Source organism: Sphingomonas sp. ABOLH (genome assembly GCF_003951715.1).
Classification (GTDB): domain Bacteria; phylum Pseudomonadota; class Alphaproteobacteria; order Sphingomonadales; family Sphingomonadaceae; genus Sphingomonas; species Sphingomonas hankookensis_A.
On sequence record NZ_QQWV01000012.1, the window covers coordinates 62,972 to 78,746 of the forward strand.

The following is a 15,775-nucleotide window of genomic DNA, read 5'->3' on the forward strand; positions in this document are numbered from 1 at the left end:
CAAATTCGGTCATCAGAAAAACTCCACGTCGCCGACGGCGGCGGGCGGCGGCGGGGATGCCCGCACGATAATGGGCGGGGCGGCGGAATCGACGACCGAGCGGCATCGTGCCAACCCGACCGCCGCCCGGAATTCGACCCGGCGCGCCTGCGTGCCGCCCACATCCTCACCCACCAGCGCGATGCGTTCGTCGCGCAGGAAGCTGCGGGCAAAGGCGATGTTGGCGCCGCCGATATCGCGAAAGCCGGCCCGCATCGTCGCTCCGCCAAAGATCCGCGCGCGCATCCGCGACCGCGCGGCGCCACGCGCCAGCATCGCGTTGATCAGGACTTCCATCGCATAGACGCCATAGCGCTGCATCGACGCTTCGTCGGACGCATTGCCCACGGCCAGCAGGTAATGGTTGATCCCGCCGATCTGCGCGATCGGATCGAAGAAACAGGCCGCGACGCAGCTGCCGAGGACGGTGGTCAGCACGACGTCGCGTTCGTCGCTGACCTTCGTCTCGCCCTGCGCGACGGTCACCCGGCGCAGCCCGTCGCGGGTCGCCAGCGCACTCATGCGGCACATTCCGCAAGCAGGCGCGCGGCGATCCGGCGCAGCGGCAGCTGCTCGGCGACCGCACCGATCTGGTGCGCGATCGCGGGCATGCCATAGACGACGCTCGTCGCCTTGTCCTGGCCGAAGGTCATCGACCCGCAGCCACGCATCGCCTTCATCCCCTCCGCGCCGTCGCAGCCCATGCCGGTCAGGATCGCGGCGGTCGCATCGCGGCCGGCGAGCCGCGCGACCGAATGGAACAGCCGGTCGACCGACGGGCGATGACCGTTGACCTTGTCACCCTCGACCAGCCGGCAATGGCGCCGGTCGCCCGACCCGCCGATCTCCATGTGCCGTTCACCGCCCGGCGCCAGATAGACCTTGCCCACCGCCAGCGGCGCGCCGGCGCGGGCTTCCTCGACGGTCGGCGCGCACAGGCGGTTGAGCCGTGCGGCGAAGCTGGGGGTGAAGGTCGCCGGCATGTGCTGGACGATGACAGTCGGCGGGCAGTTCGCCGGAAAGCCCGACAGCAGTTCGATCAATGCCTCGACGCCGCCGGTCGACGCACCGATCGCGATCATCGCACCGGGTCGCGGCGTGTAGCTCGCGCGTTCCTGCACCGGCGGCGCGGTGCGGACCGCGGCAGGACGCGCCGCCGGCCGCGACGATGCCGCCGCGCGGACCAGTTCGGTCAGCTCCGACGTGCACGCCGGATCGGTTCCGGCCATCAGCCGCGTCTTGTCGAAACAGTCGAACGCGCCGCGTTCCAGCGCGGTCAGGCTGGCCTCCGCCCCTTGCGCGGTCAAGGTCGACAGCATCACCACCGGCGTCGGGCGCAGGCGCATTAGCCGTTCGAGGAAGTCGAGCCCGCTCATGCCCGGCATCTCGACGTCCAGCGTCACGACATCGGGGTCGAGCGCCTTGATCTGGGCGCGCGCCTCGTCGGCGCTGGCGGCGGTGCCGACGACCTCGATCGCCGGATCGGCCAGCAGCCGACGCCGGATGATCGCCTGCATCGCCATCGAATCATCGACGATGAGGGTGCGGACGCTCATGCGGCGATCTTCTGATAGGCGGTGCGGCCGATGCAGCGGAACTTGTCCTGTACCGCGCCGATCAACCGCTCCGAATGACCGATATAGAGCATCCCCCCAACCTCCAACCGCTCGCCGAGCCGCGCCAGCAGGCGTTCCTTGGTCGGCTCGTCGAAATAGATCATGACATTGCGACAGAAGATCGTGTCGAACCGCCCCTTCATCGGCCAGTCGCCGAGCAGGTTGAGCGGGCGAAACGCGATCGCGTCGCGAAGGACCGGATCGACGACCAGCTGGTCGCCGTCCCCCCCGGTCCACACGGAACGCAGCGACGCGGGTACGGTCCGCATCGTATCCTTCGAATAGCGACCCGCGCGTGCGGTGTTGAGCACGCTGGGCGACACGTCGGTCGCCAGCATGCGCAGATCGGTCTTCAGAAGTCGTTGGGCGGCGGCGCGGTCGTTGCCGAACATCGCCATCAGCCACGAATAGGGCTCTTCCCCGCTCGAACACGCCGCCGACCACAGCCGGACCCGGCCGCCCTTGGCCAGGCGGTCGGCGAGCGGCGGCCAGATCCGCTCCACGAAATCCTCGAAATGATGGTTTTCGCGAAAGAAGCTGGTGTGGTTCGTCGTCAGTGCGTCGATCGCCCGGCCGCGCTCTTCGGCATCGCGCCCGATATGCGCGACATAGTCGGCAAAGCTCGTCAGCCCGCACGCGCGGACGCGCGGCGCGATACGGCCATAGACCAGCTGCGCCTTGCCGTCGGGCAGCAGGATGCCGACCTCGTCATACACCAGTGCCGCGATGGCACGGTGGTCGCTCGCCTGGAATTCGAATTCCCGCGCGCGGCTGTCGGCAAGGGCGGCGGCCCGGGTCATGCGGCCAGCGCCGCCGACGGACGGTTGGCGAAACGGCCGCGCGTGGTAAGCGCATCGACATCGGCGATCAGCGCGACGCGCCCGTCGCCCAGGATCGTCGCCCCGGCCACGCCGTCGATCGCCTGATAATTGGCTTCCAGGCTCTTCACGACGACCTGCCGCTGATCCTGGATCGTGTCGACCAGCAGCGCGGCCTGGCCATGGTCGCCCTCGACCACGATCAGCACGGCGTCGGTCGGATTGCGCTCCGCGCCCTCGATGCCGAGATAGTCGGCGATGCGCAGTACGGGCACATAGGAGCCGCGCACGTCGAGCACCGTCCCGTCCGGCCCCAGCCGGCTGAGAGTCGTTTCGTCGGGCCGCAGGCTTTCGACAATATGGCCGAGCGGAATGACGAAAGTCTGCGCCCCCACCGTCACGATCATGCCGTCGAGCACCGCCAGCGTCAGCGGCAGGCTGAGCGAGAAGCTCGACCCGAAGCCTTCGCGCGACTGGATGCCGATGCGGCCGCCCAGCGCCTGGATGTTCTTGCGCACCACGTCCATGCCGACGCCGCGCCCCGACACGTTGGTGATCGCCGCCGCGGTCGAGAAACCGGGCGCGAAGATCAGGTTATCGATCTCTTCGTCGCTCAACACCGCGTCGGGCAGGATGATGCCCTTCTCGATCGCCTTGCCCTTGACCCGCGCCCGGTTGATCCCCTGCCCGTCATCGGCGACGGTGATGACGATGCGGCCCGACTGATGCGCGGCCGACAGGCGCACGACCCCTTCGGCCGGCTTGCCCGCCGCGACGCGGACGTCGGGCATTTCGAGGCCATGGTCGACCGCGTTACGGATCAGGTGGGTCAGCGGCTCGCCGATCCGCTCGACCACGGTCTTGTCGACCTCGGTCATCTCGCCATCGACCTCCAGGCGGACGCGCTTGCCGGTCTCGCCCTCCAGTTCGCGGACGATACGCGGGACGCGGCTGAACACCGTCTTCATCGGCTGCGCACGGATCGCCATCGTCGACTCCTGCAACTCGCGCGTCAGGTGCTCGAGGTCGCTCAGCTCCGAAATGCCGCCCATCTGGTTTTCCGCCAGACGCTGCGCCAGCATCGCCTGGGTAATCACCAGCTCGCCGACCAGGTTGACCAGCCGGTCGAGCTTGTCGAGATCGACGCGGATCGTCTGTGCCGCCGGCGCGGCGGGTGCGGACGGCGGGGCGGCGCGTGCCGCGGCCTTCGCCTCGACCGGCTCCTCCGCCACCGGCACAGGGGCCGGTGCGGGAGCCGGCGCAGGTGCGGGCGGCGGCGGTGCGGCGACCACCACTTCCTCGACCACCGCGACCGGTGCCGGCGTGGGTGCCGATTCAACCGAATCGAGCAGGTCGAACAGCGCATCGACGCTGTCCTCGGCCATCGCCGGTTCGGCATCGCCGCGGGTCAGCGCGATCGCGGTCGGATCGCCGAATTCGAACACCGCGCGGATATCGTCCTCGGCGACGCTGGCGGGCAGCGCCACGTCCCACGCCAGATAGGCGCATTCGGTATCCATCGTGTCGAGCGGGGGCAGCGCGGAACGGTCGCAGGCGGTGACCTTTCCGCCCAGCATCGTCAGTTCGCGCAGCAGCAGCAGCGGTTCGGCGCCATGTTCGAACCCCTTGGGCCCCGGCGTGTAGCGCAGGCGCCAGCCATTGGCCGCATCCGCCCCGTCCTCCGACTGGGCGACATCGCCCAGCATCGACATCAGGTCGTCGAAATCGTCGGAAATCTCGACCGCCGGGACCGCTTCGGCAACGGGTGCGGCCGCCTTGGGGGCGGCGCCGCCGCCCGCCGCCGCTTCCAGCCGTTCGAGCATCGCCGCGTCGGCCGGCGGCGTGTCGCCGTCGCGCGCCGCCGCGACATGGTCGGCCAGCATGTCGAACGCGCCGACCACCACGTCGAGCAGCGCGGGCGTCAATTCCAGCGTGCCGTTCCGGATCAGGTCGAGCAGCGTTTCATACTGGTGGGTATAGGCCTGCAACCGCTCGTGACCGAACGCCCCCGCCCCGCCCTTGATCGAATGGACGCAGCGGAAGACGCCGTTGATCGTCTCCGAATCGCGGTCGCCGTCGCGCAGCGCCGCGAAGTTGCTCTCCATCGCGGCGAGGCCTTCCTCGCACTCCTGGAAGAAGATTTGCTGGATTGCGTCGAGGTCCATGGGGTTCGCTCCCGATTCAGGCGGCGATGAGGGTGTCGAGGGCCGCCAGCGTCGCCATGTCGGCGAACACCGGGCTCGCGCCGACGATGCGGAAATCCTGGCCGGCTTCCTCGGCCGCGGCCTCGGCGGCGGCGAGGACCTGCAGACAGGCCTGCCCGATCCGCTCCACGGCCGATGCGTCGATCTGGATCGGCTGGCCGGTGCCGACCGCGTCGCGCAGCGTCTGGCGCAGCGGGGCGGCGGCGGGGGTGTCGAGCACGGCTGGAAGGGCGATGGTCATGGGATTTCCCGGGATAAGATGGTCGCTGGCGGTGGCGCGGATCAGAATTCGGTCCAGTCGTCATCGCTGACGACGGTCGCGACGGCGGCGCCACCGCCGGCCGCGGCGACCTTGCGACGGGGCGGCGGAGCGGTCATTTCGCGGCTGACCTGCGCCACGCGTGCCTGGAGGCGGTGGACGGCGCTCTGGGTCGGTGCAGACCGGACCGAAGCCGCCATCGACGCCGCACGGCCATGGGCGGCCAGCGTGAAGCGGTCGACCTGACGCGCCAGTTCCTGCGCCTCTTCGGCGAGGCTGCGGGCGGCGGCGGTGGCCTGTTCGACCATCGCTGCGTTCTGCTGCGTCACGCCGTCCATTTCATTGACCGCCGTGTTCACCTGCTGAAGGCCGGTGGCCTGCTGATCGGCGGAGGTCGCGATGGTGCCGACCAGCGTGCTGATCTCGCCGATGCGACCGATGATGCGTTGCAATGCCTTGCCGGTCTCGCTCACCAGCTCGACGCCGGTCGCGACCTGTTCGGACGATGCGTTGATCTTCGCCTTCACGTCCTTGGCGGCATCCGCCGAACGCTGGGCCAGTGCACGCACTTCGGACGCGACGACGGCAAAGCCCTTGCCAGCATCGCCCGCGCGGGCCGCTTCGACACCGGCGTTCAGCGCCAGCAGGTTGGTCTGGAATGCGATGCCGTCGATGACGGTGATGATGTCGCCGATCTCGGCCGAGGCGCGTTCGATGCCGTTCATCGCATCGACCGCGCGGCGCACGACGTCGCCCGATTGTTCGGCCTCGTCGCGGGTCTCGCTGACGACGGTATGGGCGCGGGTCGCCCCGGCGGCCGTCTCGCGCACCGTACCGGTGATCTGGTCCATCGCCGCGGCGGTCTGCTCCAGGCTCGCGGCCTGCTGCTCGGTCCGCTGCGACAGGTCGTCCGATGCCTGGCGAATGTCGTTGGCGCCGTTGTTGATGCCGTCGGTCGCCTGGCGCACCGCCGCCAGCACTTCCGACACCGCGTCCATCGCCGCGTTGAAATCGATGCGCAGGCGTTCGTAGTCGGCGGGGAAAGTATCGTGGATGCGATAGCTGACATCGCTGGCCGCCAGCCGCGACAGCCCCTCACCCAGCTGCGTGACGAGCAGTTGCTGGGCGAGCGTCGCATCCTTCACGACCTGGCCATTGGCGCGGAACACTTCCATCGCACGCGCCATCCGGCCGATGCAGTCGCGATAGTCGGTATGTTCGATCGGGCTGGTCAGGTCGCCCGCGGCAATCCCTTCCATCCGAACAACCGAATCGACATAGGGATCGCAGACCGCGCTACGGAACACCACCGACATCACGACGGTCAGAACGAGCGCCGCACCCGCCAGTCCGAGCAGGAGGGGCGTCGGCGCCATATCGGACAGTGCGGCCGCTGTCGTCGCGACCGGCACGGCCGCCAGCAGCGCGTAGACGCTGCCCATGATAAGAAACTTTTGCCGGATCGGGGCGTGCTTGCGGAACGAGGGCGTCATTCAATTGCTCCAAACGACCAGTGCGACGTCCCCCCCGGGCGGCATGTTCGCTTGCCTGCCGGTGTAGGGCAGCTCGTATAATTTCTGGTTAACGACGCTTTCGGGCGGTTTCCGCCGGCAAATCCGATCATGCCCGACAATCCTGCCAAATATCGGATACTGGATATTATCCAGCTATTCCATGATGTTATCCGATTTCCCGAATTGACAACGCTGGACAGATTGGTAGCGTTACCACGACCGGACATTCCGGCGACATGATGGGCGGGCCGAACCGCACCACGTTCAGGGGAGTTTTCGCATGAGAGGCCATCTTCTCGGCAATCTGGCGCGCAGCGCTTCGGGCATCGCGATCGCCGCGCTGCTCATCACGCCCGGCATCGCCGCCGCGCAGACCGACGATACCGCCGCCAATGCCCAGCCGGGTGCCACCGAAGGCGCCACCGGCAGCACCGTCCAGCAGACCGGACAGCACCCGGCGCAGGAAGGTGACGAAATCGTCGTCACCGGCATCCGCGCCTCGCTCAACCGCGCCATCGATATCAAGCGCAACTCGGCCGGCGTCGTCGACGCGATCAGCGCAGAGGATATCGGCAAGTTCCCCGACACCAACCTCGCCGAGTCGCTGCAGCGCATCACCGGCGTGTCGATCAATCGCGTGAACGGCGAAGGATCGCAGGTTTCGGTCCGCGGCTTCTCCGGCGGCTTCAACCTCGTCACGCTGAACGGACGCCAGTTGCCCGCGTCCAACGTCGACACCAGCGGTGCGGGCGATTTCGCCCGCGGCACCGGCCGCTCGTTCGACTTCCAGAACCTGGCCTCGGAAGGCGTATCGGCGCTGGAGGTGTACAAGACCGGCCGCGCGTCGATCCCTTCGGGTGGTATCGGCGCGGCGATCAACGTCGTCACCCGCAAGCCGCTGGAATCGCGCGAGGACGGCGTGACCGGATCGTTCGGCGCAAAGGCGCTGCACGACGTGAGCACGATGCAGGGCGAAGGCGCCCGCGTCCTTCCCGAAGTGTCGGGCCTGATGAGCTGGCGCAACGACGCCCGCACCTTCGGCCTGTCCGTGTTCGGCAGCTATCAGCGCCGCGACAGCACCTCGGCCCAGAGCGCACCCAATTATTTCACCGTGGTCCCGACCGCCGATGTGCTCAATCCCGCTGGCCCGTATGTCAACGGCCAGACCCAGATCGAGAACCGGCCGACCACGCCGTTCACGCTGATCCCCAACGACAGCCGCTACCAGTTCTCCGAAAACAAGCGCGAGCGTATCAACGGCCAGGCCGTGTTGCAGTTCGCGCCGACCGAAGGGCTGACCTTCACCGCCGACGCGCTGTTCGCGCAGAACCGGCTGGAGGAGCAGCGCAGCGAGCAGACCAACTGGTTCAACCGCCCGTTCGGCCGCATCGTCTTCAACGGCAACGACGTGATCGCCACGCCCGATTTCATCTCGGAATCGATCAACGGCGTGAAGGACCAGGGCTTCGAACAGCAGTTCCGCGCCACCAAGACGCAGCTTCAGTCCTATGGCCTGAACGGCAAGTGGCAGATGACCGACACGCTGTCGCTGAACCTCGATGGCTATCACGCCGTCTCGCGTTCCACCCCCGATGCGCCCAACGGCACCTCGGCCACATTGGTGTCGCTCGGCGCACCGGTGATCGACAGCCAGGCGATCGACTATAGCAGCGGCTTCCCCCGCGTGACGCAGACGATCAACGACCGCATCAACGGCAACGGCAACGGCGTGCTCGACATCGGCGATCTCGGCACGCAGATCGCCCGCACCAACGCCGCGACGCAGCGGCAGCGGATCAACGGCGGTCGCGCCGATCTCGGCTGGGATCTGGGCGGCGGCAGCCGCTTCGATTTCGGCGGTACGTACACCGATTCGGTCATGACCAGCGCGCGGGTGCAGACGCAGCAGCAGCTGGGCGACTGGGGCATCACCGATCCGGGCATCGTGCAGCGCCTCGCGTCGAACGTGGTCAAGACCTTCTGCCTCGACTGCAAGTTCGACCGCTTCAACACCGCCGACGTCAAGCGCACCGCCTTCCGCGGCAACGCCGTCGTGCTGAACGACATCTTCTCGAACTTCTACGCCGCCAACCCGATCAACACGACCGCCAATGATTACGACCGCGTCGGCGAAACCGTGTGGGGCGTGTACGGCCAGATCACGTGGAAGGGCGAGATTGCCAGCCGCACCGCCAACCTGCTGTTCGGCACGCGCTACGAAGAGACGAAGGTCCGCTCGACCGCGTTGCAGGCAACCCCGTCGGCGATCAAATGGGATGCCGACAACGACTTCTCGTCGGTGATCTCCAACTCGGTGTCGACCGTGTCGCAGCGGGGCAATTACCAGAATTTGCTGCCCGCGATCGACTTCAACATCGAGGTGTTCGACAATTTCGTCGCCCGCGCCTCGGCCAGCCGCACGCTCGCCCGGCCGGATTACGGCAACCTGTTCGCGTCGACCACCGCTGGTGCGCCGACCCGTCCAACGGCACTGGGTGGCCGTCCGACCGGCAACTCGGGCAATGCCGGGCTGCTGCCGCTGGTTTCCGACAATTTCGACCTGTCGGTGGAATGGTATTACAAGCCGTCGAGCTATGTCTCGGTCGGCTTCTTCGACAAGCGGGTGCGCAACTTCATCGGCACGGGCGTGTTCAACCGCACCCTGTTCGACCTGCGCGATCCGTCGTCGGGCGCCGCCGGCACCCGTTCGGGCATTGCCGCCGACCGGCTGCGCGCGCTCGCCGCCGACCTCAGCGACGTCAACCTGTTCACCTATACCGCGCTGCTCCAGCAAAATGGCGGCAACACGGCGCAGGCGGATGCGACGTTCCAGGCGAACCGCAACGCCGGCGGTGCGCTGAACCAGGGGTTCGTCGACTCGATCCTGCAGGCGGTCGACATTTACGGCAACACGCAGGACCCGCTCTACAATTTCGCGGTGTCGCAGCCGGTCAACAACCGCGACGGCCATATCTATGGCTTCGAGCTGGCCGGACAGCATTTCTTCGGCAATACCGGCTTCGGCGTGCAGGCGTCGTATACCAAGGTGTATGGCGACGTGAATGCCGACATCGCCGCCGACCCCAGCGTCAACGTGTTCGCGCTGACCGGTCTGGGCGACAGCGCCAACGGGTCGATCATCTACGACAAGAGCGGCCTGTCGGCGCGCGTGACGTACAACTGGCGCGACAAGTTCCTCGCCGCGACCAATCAGGGCGACAGCCGCAACCCGCTGTTCGTCGCGCCGTTCGGTACGCTCGACTTCAACATCAGCTACGACCTGAACGACCGCATGGCGCTGTCGATCGAGGGCGTGAACCTGACCAGCGAGCCGCTGGTGCAATATGGGCGCGATAGCAACGCGCTGGTGTTCGCACAGGAACTGAAGCCGCGCTTCCTGCTGGGCGCGCGCTACCGGTTCTGATGCCGGCCAAATGACTGGAAAGGCCAAATGATTGAAAAGGGGCGTCCTTTGCGAAGGATGCCCCTTTTCATCATGCCGCATTGCCCTACCCTGCCGCACGCTTAACGAAAGGTCCGCGTGTCGATGCCCCCCGTGCCCCTTAACAACGTCGATCATCACGACTTGACCGTCCTCGTCGCGCACGGCCAGGCGCATGGCGATGCGGTCAATCAGGCGCTGCTGTTCCCGAATGAATTCGAAGCGGCACAGCGCGATTATCCGATCCTGTTCCGCCGCGACGATCGCGGCGGCATCTATGCCGTGGCGCTGCTCGGCCTCGATCCCGACGACAATCTGTTCCTAGGCAGCGATGGCGGCTGGCACGCCAGCTACGTCCCCGCCGTCCGCCAGCGCGGGCCGTTCCTGCGCGACCGGGAAAGCGGCGCGGTGACGCTCGATCTCGACGATCCGCGCGTTTCGCGCGGCGGCGACGGCAATCCGCTCTATCTGCCGCAGGGCGGCACCGCCCCCTATCTCGCCCATGTCGAAACCGTGCTCGACGTGATCCACGAAGGGCAGCAGATCAATGCCCCGTTGTTCGCGGCATGGCAGGCGGCGGATCTGTTGCGCCCCACCACCATCGAACTCGATCTCGGCGACGGGCAGAGCTGTGCCATCACCGACATCCTCGTCGTCGCCGACGATGCGCTCGACGCGCTGACCGCCGAACAGGTCGCCACCCTCCACGCCAGCGGCGCGCTGCGCGCGGCGTTCATGGCCAGCGCCTCGCTCGACAATATTCCCCGGCTGATCGACCGGCGGCACCAGCGCCACGGCAACTGACCATGGTGCGCGCTGTCCGCAGCATCGATACCGCGCGCCCGGGCAACCTGTCGCTGCCGGAGCTGCTGGAAGCGAACGAGCCGGTCGTCCTGCGCGGCATTGCCTCGCACTGGCCGCTGGTCGCGGCGGGTCGGGCGGGTCCGGCGGCGACCATCGCCTATCTCAAGCAGTTCGACGGCGGGCGCCCCATCGTCGGCTATACCGGCGATCCGGCGATCGGCGGGCGCTTTTTCTACCGCGACGACGGGTCGGGGCTGAACTTCGACGCGGCGCGGGTCGGCTTGTCCGACTATCTCGACCGGATCGCCGCCCATCTCGACGATGCCGAACCGCCGGCCTTCTATATCGGGTCGACCGATCTCGACACCTATCTCCCCGGCCTGCGCCGCGGCAACGATCTGGCCGTGCCGCCCCCGCCCCCCGGCCATGCCGCGCCGCTGGCGAGCATCTGGATCGGCAACCGCACCATCGCCGCGACCCATTACGACCTGTCGAACAACCTCGCCGTCTGCCTCGTCGGGCAACGCCGCTTCACCCTGTTCCCGCCCGATCAGGTCGCGAACCTCTATCCCGGCCCGCTGGAGCCGACGCCCGGCGGACAGGTGGTGAGCATGGTCGACCTGCGCACGCCCGACCTCGACCGCTACCCGCGCTTCGCCAAAGCGCTCGCCAATGCGCAGGTGGCCGAGCTCGAGCCGGGCGACGTCCTCTTCTACCCCGCCTTGTGGTGGCACAATGTCGAGGCGCTGGGACGCTTCAACGTCATGATAAACTATTGGTGGAACGACGCTCCCGCCTTCGCCGACAGCCCGATGACGACCTTGCTCCACGCGATGCTGTCCTTGCGGGAACGCCCGGCGGCCGAGCGGGCGGCGTGGGCTGCGATGTTCGACCATTACATCTGGAGCGGCGGCGACGATGCCCGCGACCACCTGCCCCCTGAAATGCAGGGCGACCTCGCCCCGCTCGACCCGACCGCCGCCCGACGGCTGCGCGCGAAACTGTTGCAAAGGCTGAACCGATGACGCGCAAACGGATCGTGATCGCTGGCGGCGGCACTGCCGGCTGGCTGGCGGCGGCGCTGCTGACGCGGCAGCTGGCCGGGCTGGTCGACGTCACGCTGGTCGAATCCGAAGCGATCGGCACGGTCGGCGTCGGCGAGGCGACCATCCCCACCATCCGCAGCTTCCATGCGCTATTGGGCCTCGACGAACGCGATTTCATGGCGGCGACCGGGGCGAACTTCAAACTGGGCATCGCCTTTGAAGGCTGGGCGCGCGCCGGCGACCGCTACATCCATTCGTTCGGCGAGGTCGGTCGGTCGACCTGGATGGGCGATTTCCAGCATTTCTGGCTGGAGGCGCGCGAACAGGGCGGGGCGGCGGACATCGGCGCCTATTGCCTCGAACACGAAGCCGCCGATGCCGGGCGCTTCCTCGGTGGTCCCGACACCCCGCTCAACTATGCCTATCATTTCGACGCCGGCCGTTACGCCGCCTATCTGCGCGAACGCAGCGAGGCGCAGGGCCTGACGCGGATCGAGGGCAGGATCGCCCGCGTCGAACGCGACAGCGACAGCGGCGACATCGCCGCGCTGGTGCTGGACGACGGGCAACATATTGCCGGAGACATGTTCCTCGACTGCACCGGCTTCCACGCCCTCCTGATCGAACAGACGCTGGGCGTGGGGTTCGAGGATTGGGGTCATTGGCTGCCCACCGACCGTGCGCTGGCGGTGCAGACCAGGGCAACCGGCCCGGCCGTTCCCTATACCCGCGCCATCGCCCATGACGCCGGCTGGCGCTGGCAGATCCCGCTGCAGCACCGTATCGGCAACGGCCTCGTCTACAGTTCGCGTCACCTTGGCGACGATGCCGCACGCGACCGGCTGATGGCCTCGGTCGAGGGGCAGGCGCTGATCGAACCGCGCCTGATCCGCTTCCGCACCGGGCGGCGGCTGGCGATGTGGGAACGCAATTGCGTCGCACTCAGCCTGTCGAGCGGGTTCGTCGAACCGCTCGAATCGACCAGCCTGCATCTGGTTATGATCGCGCTCACCCGGCTGGTACAGCTGCTGCCTTTCGGCCATCTAGGTGCCGCCGCCCGCAACCGCTTCAACGACCAAGCTCGGCGCGAGATCGAAGCGGTACGCGACTTCGTTCTGCTCCATTACCACCTCAACGAGCGCCCCGAACCCTTCTGGCGCGAACGGAAAGAAATTCCCCCACCCGATAGCCTCGCCGAGCGTATCGCGCTGTTCGCCGAAGGCGCGCATACCTATCAGTCGTCCGACGACCTGTTCCGCACCGGTTCGTGGACGCAGGTGATGCTGGGCCAGCGCCTGACGCCTGCCGCATGGCATCCGCTTGCCCGGGCGATGCCACCGGGCGAGCTGGGCACGGTGCTGCGCGGGCTACAGTCGAATATCGCCGCCACCGTCGCACGGCTGCCGACGCATCAGCAGTTTCTCGACAGCTATTGCCTCAGCCGGGAGTAGGCGCGGTTCAGTCGCCGGCGCGCCGATACGGATTGTAGATATGGGACAGCCAACCGGCCAGATGCTGCGGGACCGGTGCCACCGTACCGCGCGGGCGCCGGGCGGCGGCGATGTCGATCCGCCCCTTGTCGAACAGCAGGCCGGCGCGGCCGTCCCGCGTCCAGCGAACCCGCCCTTCGAGATGATGGAGCTGTCCCATCGTCACCAGCACCCGCCCGTCCGGCGGCAGCTGTACCGGATCGTCGATGCAGGCGCCGGCCTCCGACAGGTTGCGCACCCGGCATTCGACCACCTGATCGCGCAATTCGACACGCGCGGTCAGCAGCACGCTGTCCCGGCGCGGGCGCGGGGGGAACGGACCGGTCGACGAATCGCTCATGGGAGCGATGCTATCCGGCAGGCCGCTAATATCCGGTTAAATCGCGACACATTCGCGGAAATTGGTGCCCCTGGCCGGGCTCGAACCAGCACTCCTTTCGGAATCCGATTTTGAGTCGGACGCGTCTACCAATTTCACCACAGGGGCACGAAGGGCGCGTTAGCCGAAGCGACACGCCCTCGCAACCGTCATGAAAACACTTGGTCGATGTCCGCGCTGCCATAGGGGTCCTTGGGATCGGGCCCGAACCGGTTGGGACCGCGCGTGCCTTCGGTCACATAGAGCACGAACAGCCAGATCCACCCGATGATCGGCAGGAACACCAGCAGCATCCACCATGCCGACCGGTCGGTATCGTGCAACCGGCGAAAGGTGACGGTGAAGCTCGGGATCAGCAGCGCGAGGCTGGTAAGGCCGTTGATCGGACCGGTGCTGTCCCAATCGAAGCCCAGCACCCGGTCGACGATCGTCGTCGCGATGCCGACCAGGATCGAGAACAGCGTGAACATCCAATATTCCTGCCGACGCGAACGGCCACGCACTTCGAAATACCGCTTCAGCGGCAGGATCATCCACTCCATCGCAACGCTCCCTCATCGTTACAGCTACGCAATGTGTTGCAAGCGCGCCCGGACAACGCAATGGCTCAGTTCGTCGGTGCCCGCCGGCGATAGCTCAGCGCCTCCGCGACCTGCCCCCGACCGATCGTATCGGTCCCGGCCAGATCGGCGATCGTCCGGCTGACCCGCAGCACCCGGTGGAACCCCCGCGCCGACAGCCGCATCGCCTCCGCTGCCTGTGCCAGCAGCGCGCGTGCGGGAGCGTCCAGCGCGGCAGCACGCTCCAGCACCGCGCCGTCCGCTTCGGCGTTGGTACGAATGCCATCGGCGGCATAGCGTTCGCGCTGCACGCCACGCGCCGCCGCGACCCGCGCGGCGACCTCGGCCGATCCTTCGGCGGGTGGCGGCAGGACGAGGTCGGCGGCACTCACCGCCGCCATTTCGATGGCAAGGTCGATGCGATCCAGCAGCGGGCCGGACACCTTCGCCTGATAATCGGCGGCACAGCGCGGCGCCCGCGCACAGGCGAGCGCCGGATCGCCCAGATGGCCGCAGCGGCACGGGTTCATCGCCGCGATCAGCTGCACCCGCGCCGGAAAGGTGACATGCGCATTGGCCCGCGCCACGCTGACCTCGCCGGTCTCGAGCGGTTGCCTGAGCGAATCGAGCACCGCGCGCTGGAACTCGGGCAGCTCGTCGAGGAACAGCACGCCCAGATGCGCCATGCTGATCTCGCCCGGCTTCACGCGCAGCCCGCCACCGGTCAGCGCCGCCATCGATGCGGAATGATGCGGATGGCGAAAGGGGCGCACCCGCGTCATCCGCCCACCGGTCAGCGTGCCGGCGACCGACTGGACCATCGACACTTCCAGCGCCTCGGCGGCGTCGAGCGGCGGCAATATGCCGGGCAGGCAGGAGGCGAGCAGCGACTTGCCCGCTCCTGGCGGCCCGACCATCAGCAGGTTGTGATTCCCCGCCGCCGCGATCTCCAGCGCGCGCTTGGCCGTCTCCTGACCCTTCACCTGTTGCAGGTCGGTGCCGCTCCACCCGTCCTCGGCACCGCCCGGTTGCGGAGCCGACAGCATCTGCTCGCCCTTCAGATGGTTGAGCAGCGACAACAGGTCGGGCGCGGCGACCACCGACGTTCCGGCCCATGCCGCCTCCGCACCCTGCACCGCCGGACAGATCAGCGCCCGCCCCTCGCCGCTCGCGAGCATCGCCGCGAGCAGCACGCCCGGCGACCCGGCGATTCGCCCGTCGAGGCTCAGTTCGCCGACGATCAGATAGTCGGACAGCGTCTCGGCATCGACCACGCCCATCGCCGCCAGCAGCCCGAGCGCGATGGGAAGGTCGTAATGCGATCCTTCTTTGGGCAGGTCGGCGGGCGACAGGTTCACCGTGATCCGCTTGGGCGGCAGCGAGAGGCCGATCGCAGCGATCGCGGCGCGCACCCGTTCCCGGCTCTCGCCCACCGCCTTGTCGGCCAATCCGACGACGACGAAAGCCGGAACGCCGCTGGCCAGTTGCACCTGCACCTCGACCCGGCGCGCCTCCAGCCCGAGATATGCCGCCGTCGATACGATCGCGACCATGCTGCCCCTGTCCCCATTTCCCCTTGGGTCGTCCATAGCCGCTTTGCCGCC

13 protein-coding genes and 1 tRNA gene are annotated in these 15,775 nt (G+C 67.7%); 4 read left to right on the forward strand and 10 right to left on the reverse strand.

The genetic code is table 11. From position 1 onward, the window contains the following. Nucleotides 1-12: 12 nt before the first annotated feature. Genes CA237_RS08190 through CA237_RS08215 form a run of 6 tightly spaced genes read right to left on the reverse strand, consistent with a single transcriptional unit; the run spans nucleotide 13 to nucleotide 6,429 of the window. Nucleotides 13-570, reverse strand: a complete 558-nt coding sequence (locus tag CA237_RS08190; protein ID WP_206432961.1) for a chemotaxis protein CheD — start codon at nucleotides 568-570, stop codon at nucleotides 13-15. After that, nucleotides 558-1,595: a chemotaxis response regulator protein-glutamate methylesterase gene (locus tag CA237_RS08195; protein ID WP_066694151.1), complete on the reverse strand. Its 1,038-nt coding sequence runs from the start codon at nucleotides 1,593-1,595 to the stop codon at nucleotides 558-560. The genes CA237_RS08190 and CA237_RS08195 overlap by 13 nt, the downstream gene beginning before the upstream one ends. Further along, nucleotides 1,592-2,455 (reverse strand): CheR family methyltransferase, encoded by an 864-nt coding sequence (locus tag CA237_RS08200; RefSeq protein WP_066694154.1) that lies wholly within the window; start codon nucleotides 2,453-2,455, stop codon nucleotides 1,592-1,594. Before CA237_RS08200 ends, CA237_RS08195 begins: the two co-directional genes overlap by 4 nt. Further along, nucleotides 2,452-4,638, reverse strand: coding sequence for a chemotaxis protein CheA (locus tag CA237_RS08205; RefSeq protein ID WP_066694157.1), 2,187 nt, complete (start codon nucleotides 4,636-4,638; stop codon nucleotides 2,452-2,454). Before CA237_RS08205 ends, CA237_RS08200 begins: the two co-directional genes overlap by 4 nt. A gap of 16 nt (nucleotides 4,639-4,654) precedes the next feature. After that, a complete protein-coding gene (locus CA237_RS08210; protein WP_232308066.1) occupies nucleotides 4,655-4,918 on the reverse strand; it encodes an STAS domain-containing protein in 264 nt (87 codons plus the stop codon). A 41-nt stretch (nucleotides 4,919-4,959) separates the two neighbouring features. Continuing rightward, nucleotides 4,960-6,429, reverse strand: coding sequence for a methyl-accepting chemotaxis protein (locus tag CA237_RS08215; RefSeq protein ID WP_066694159.1), 1,470 nt, complete (start codon nucleotides 6,427-6,429; stop codon nucleotides 4,960-4,962). Between the two features lie 301 nt (nucleotides 6,430-6,730). On the opposite strand from CA237_RS08215, the gene CA237_RS08220 reads away from it, so the two are divergent. From CA237_RS08220 to CA237_RS08235, 4 genes are all read left to right on the forward strand, one after another. After that, nucleotides 6,731-9,874 (forward strand): TonB-dependent receptor, encoded by a 3,144-nt coding sequence (locus tag CA237_RS08220; protein WP_126013671.1) that lies wholly within the window; start codon nucleotides 6,731-6,733, stop codon nucleotides 9,872-9,874. A gap of 123 nt (nucleotides 9,875-9,997) precedes the next feature. Further along, complete coding sequence (locus CA237_RS08225; RefSeq protein ID WP_066694560.1) at nucleotides 9,998-10,696, forward strand: SapC family protein; 699 nt, start codon at nucleotides 9,998-10,000, stop codon at nucleotides 10,694-10,696. A 2-nt stretch (nucleotides 10,697-10,698) separates the two neighbouring features. Further along, complete coding sequence (locus tag CA237_RS08230) at nucleotides 10,699-11,721, forward strand: cupin-like domain-containing protein (protein ID WP_126013674.1); 1,023 nt, start codon at nucleotides 10,699-10,701, stop codon at nucleotides 11,719-11,721. After that, nucleotides 11,718-13,193 carry a tryptophan halogenase family protein gene (locus CA237_RS08235; protein ID WP_066694163.1) on the forward strand — a complete coding sequence of 492 codons (1,476 nt, stop codon included), beginning with the start codon at nucleotides 11,718-11,720 and terminating at the stop codon, nucleotides 13,191-13,193. The genes CA237_RS08230 and CA237_RS08235 overlap by 4 nt, the downstream gene beginning before the upstream one ends. A 7-nt stretch (nucleotides 13,194-13,200) precedes the next feature. On the opposite strand, the gene CA237_RS08240 is transcribed toward CA237_RS08235, so the two are convergent. The 4 genes from CA237_RS08240 to CA237_RS08255 form a co-directional block, all read right to left on the reverse strand. After that, nucleotides 13,201-13,572 carry a PilZ domain-containing protein gene (locus tag CA237_RS08240; protein WP_066694164.1) on the reverse strand — a complete coding sequence of 124 codons (372 nt, stop codon included), beginning with the start codon at nucleotides 13,570-13,572 and terminating at the stop codon, nucleotides 13,201-13,203. Nucleotides 13,573-13,634: 62 nt separating this feature from the next. Then, a tRNA-Leu gene (locus tag CA237_RS08245) sits at nucleotides 13,635-13,719 on the reverse strand. 41 nt (nucleotides 13,720-13,760) lie between these two features. Then, entirely contained in the window at nucleotides 13,761-14,153 is a 393-nt protein-coding gene (locus CA237_RS08250) for a DUF805 domain-containing protein (protein ID WP_066694166.1), read from the reverse strand. A 65-nt stretch (nucleotides 14,154-14,218) separates the two neighbouring features. Further along, nucleotides 14,219-15,724 carry a YifB family Mg chelatase-like AAA ATPase gene (locus CA237_RS08255; RefSeq protein WP_066694185.1) on the reverse strand — a complete coding sequence of 502 codons (1,506 nt, stop codon included), beginning with the start codon at nucleotides 15,722-15,724 and terminating at the stop codon, nucleotides 14,219-14,221. Nucleotides 15,725-15,775: the final 51 nt, after the last annotated feature.

What these genes read in the sequence shown, in the direction of transcription:
- CA237_RS08205 (WP_066694157.1), bottom strand. Translation starts at nt 4,638, where the DNA reads ATGGACCTCGACGCAATCCAGCAAATCTTCTTCCAGGAGTGCGAGGAA.
- CA237_RS08220 (WP_126013671.1), top strand. Translation starts at nt 6,731, where the DNA reads ATGAGAGGCCATCTTCTCGGCAATCTGGCGCGCAGCGCTTCGGGCATC.
- CA237_RS08230 (WP_126013674.1), top strand. Translation starts at nt 10,699, where the DNA reads ATGGTGCGCGCTGTCCGCAGCATCGATACCGCGCGCCCGGGCAACCTG.
- CA237_RS08210 (WP_232308066.1), bottom strand. Translation starts at nt 4,918, where the DNA reads ATGACCATCGCCCTTCCAGCCGTGCTCGACACCCCCGCCGCCGCCCCG.
- CA237_RS08240 (WP_066694164.1), bottom strand. Translation starts at nt 13,572, where the DNA reads ATGAGCGATTCGTCGACCGGTCCGTTCCCCCCGCGCCCGCGCCGGGAC.
- CA237_RS08250 (WP_066694166.1), bottom strand. Translation starts at nt 14,153, where the DNA reads ATGGAGTGGATGATCCTGCCGCTGAAGCGGTATTTCGAAGTGCGTGGC.
- CA237_RS08200 (WP_066694154.1), bottom strand. Translation starts at nt 2,455, where the DNA reads ATGACCCGGGCCGCCGCCCTTGCCGACAGCCGCGCGCGGGAATTCGAA.
- CA237_RS08225 (WP_066694560.1), top strand. Translation starts at nt 9,998, where the DNA reads ATGCCCCCCGTGCCCCTTAACAACGTCGATCATCACGACTTGACCGTC.
- CA237_RS08215 (WP_066694159.1), bottom strand. Translation starts at nt 6,429, where the DNA reads ATGACGCCCTCGTTCCGCAAGCACGCCCCGATCCGGCAAAAGTTTCTT.
- CA237_RS08255 (WP_066694185.1), bottom strand. Translation starts at nt 15,724, where the DNA reads ATGGTCGCGATCGTATCGACGGCGGCATATCTCGGGCTGGAGGCGCGC.
- CA237_RS08195 (WP_066694151.1), bottom strand. Translation starts at nt 1,595, where the DNA reads ATGAGCGTCCGCACCCTCATCGTCGATGATTCGATGGCGATGCAGGCG.
- CA237_RS08235 (WP_066694163.1), top strand. Translation starts at nt 11,718, where the DNA reads ATGACGCGCAAACGGATCGTGATCGCTGGCGGCGGCACTGCCGGCTGG.
- CA237_RS08190 (WP_206432961.1), bottom strand. Translation starts at nt 570, where the DNA reads ATGTGCCGCATGAGTGCGCTGGCGACCCGCGACGGGCTGCGCCGGGTG.